The sequence below is a fragment of the Streptomyces sp. NPDC094034 genome, from assembly GCF_040303865.1.
Taxonomy (GTDB): domain Bacteria; phylum Actinomycetota; class Actinomycetes; order Streptomycetales; family Streptomycetaceae; genus Streptomyces.
The window spans coordinates 1-2,199 of sequence record NZ_JBEOUD010000108.1 but is presented as its reverse complement, the minus strand read 5'-3'; the positions used below and the strand labels follow the sequence as shown (position 1 = coordinate 2,199).

The 2,199-nt window shown below is 68.3% G+C and carries 2 protein-coding genes; one reads left to right on the top strand and one right to left on the bottom strand.

Going from position 1 to position 2,199, the window contains the following annotated elements:
- Window positions 1-1,157: DNA sulfur modification protein DndB (locus tag ABTZ59_RS36985; RefSeq protein ID WP_351425873.1), on the bottom strand; the 1,157-nt coding region annotated here is incomplete at its 3' end.
- Between the two features lie 271 nt (window positions 1,158-1,428).
- On the opposite strand from ABTZ59_RS36985, the gene ABTZ59_RS36980 reads away from it, so the two are divergent.
- Window positions 1,429-2,100 (top strand): DUF6308 family protein, encoded by a 672-nt coding sequence (locus ABTZ59_RS36980; RefSeq protein WP_351013528.1) that lies wholly within the window; start codon window positions 1,429-1,431, stop codon window positions 2,098-2,100.
- Window positions 2,101-2,199: the final 99 nt, after the last annotated feature.

The window sequence follows — 2,199 nt, the reverse complement described above, 5'->3', positions numbered from 1 at the left end:
GCGAAGGAGATGCCGCCGGTCGCGGTGGCCTTGCCCGCGATTCCGTCCCAGTAGGCGGCTTCGCGGTCCCACTGGACGGTGTCGAGGAGCTGGCCGAGGCGGTAGGAGGTGAGGCGGTCGGCATCGGTGCTCCACGGCATCGCGCGGTTGAACGCGACGCCGAGGCCGGCGAGGAGGGCCGGGGTGGTGACGGCGGTCCGGGCGGCGAACAGCGGGAAGTACGTCTCGAGGAACCACGAGAGGATGTCGGTCACCTCGGCGCGCACCGTGTCCGCGGTGGTGCCGTCGGGGATGTCGTCCTCGGTGATGGCGGCGGAGGACAGGGCGATGCCGGGGCGGCCGAGCATGGTGGTGACGACCAGGGCGCGCAGGCCGGACAGGGTCAGGAGCTCGGGGTCTCCCGCGGACAGCTGCCGCTTGGTGGCCTGAACGAACGTGGCGAACGGCACCTTGGTGCCGTCGCCGTTGGTGACGATGACCGATCCGGCGATGTCGTGAGCGAGCTGGGTCGCGAAGTCGCGCTGGTCCATGGACATGGCCAGGTTCTTCGCGACGGTCACGCCGAGCACGTTGCGGTCGAAGAACACCTGCCGCGCCTCGGAGATCTGAAGATCCCAATACAGCTCGAAGGGGATGCGGACGGCACGGAGCTGAGCGGCGGTGAGACGGTAGTCGTCGGGGTTCTCGGCGATCTCGTGCCAGGCGGTCATCTGGGTTTCGCCGTCGATCGCGATGACGTGGGTGCCGGTGACGACGGTCACCTTGCAGATACCGGTACCGGGGGCGAGCTCGGTGGGGTCGACGCGGACGGACTCGACGCCGTCCTCCGGGGGAGCCCAGAGGGTGACGGGAGGGTGGGACCAGCCGTTTCCGTGCTCGCCCTTGATGCCCGCGGCAAGGTAGGCGGCGTAGGCGGGGATGTTCTTCTTCTTCTGGGTGTCGCGCACGGTGCGCTGGACCAGGGCGCGGATCTCGGCGTGGCGGCGCTGGGTCGGGGTGGCCCTCTTCATCACCTGCTTGTCCTCTTCCCGCTTGGGGTTGGGGACGAGGGCGAGGAGGGTGGGGAGGTCGATGACGCCGATGACGGATCCGGCGCGGAACGGGATGACGGTGAGCGGGACGCCGGAGATGGCGGCCGTGGGCATGGGCAGGCTCATGTTGGTTTTCCCCCCAAATGATGGCTGCGGCGGCATCGTGCGATGGCACGCTGGAGCTAACTGTACTTCAGATGCAGAGCTGCGGAAGCGAATTTGTGAGCTGCGGTTACAGGAATCGTTTAAACGGTGAGCTGCGGGCTCGTTCGGGGAAGCGTGGATTCGGTGGACTGCTGCCGCGGATACGATCCGTCGACCGACGCGCTCGTGCCGCCGGTGAAACATGGCCGGTTGGGGCTTGGGTGCCGCTCACCTCGATGAAGGATGGGTTCGCGTGATCTTTCCCAGTGGAACGTCGTTGGGGCAGCGTTTGCGCGTGCTGCTGGGTGCCGAGCGGGCTGTGGGTGATCTGCGGCGTTACTTCGGCATCGATCTGCCGCCCGGCGCGGTGCCGTTTACTGGCAGCCGGTTCGAGCATCTTGCGGGTGGGGGAGACCGGCCGGAAGCTGCCGACCGGTTCACGGCGGAGGACCTGGTTGCGGTGCAGGCCTTGTCGGTCACCGTTCCGGCGTCTGTCGCGTTGGATCTCCTGGAGGGCCGCCTCGGCGCGCAGCTGTCCGGTCTGCTGCACGCCGTTCCCAGGGACATCGACATGGTCGACGCCGAAGCGGACGTCGTGGCCGACGGCTCGCCGGCGGACCAGGCCTGGCACCTCCTCTGCGCCCAGTACGGAGTTGACTGGGTGATCGCTGGGAAGCTCTTGGCTCGTAAGCGTCCGCGGCTGTTGCCGGTCTACGACCGTCTGGTGCGCTGCGCTCTGGGCCGCCCGCGCCCCTCGTTCTGGCTTGCGCTGCATGCTGCGCTGCGCGCGGACGACGGCGCTGTGCACCGCCAGTTGCTCGCGCTGCGCCAGGTCGCGGGGGTGCCGGAGACGGTGAGTGCGCTGCGGGTGTGCGATGTGGCGGTATGGATGAACCACCGGGCTCTGGGCCATGCCTGCCCTTGAGGATGCCTGCCGTCAGCGTGACCCGAGGGGGTGTTCTGGCGTGTGAGGGTGACGGACTTTACCAACCGTCGCTGGGGTGTGCGGGATGTTCGCGTGGAG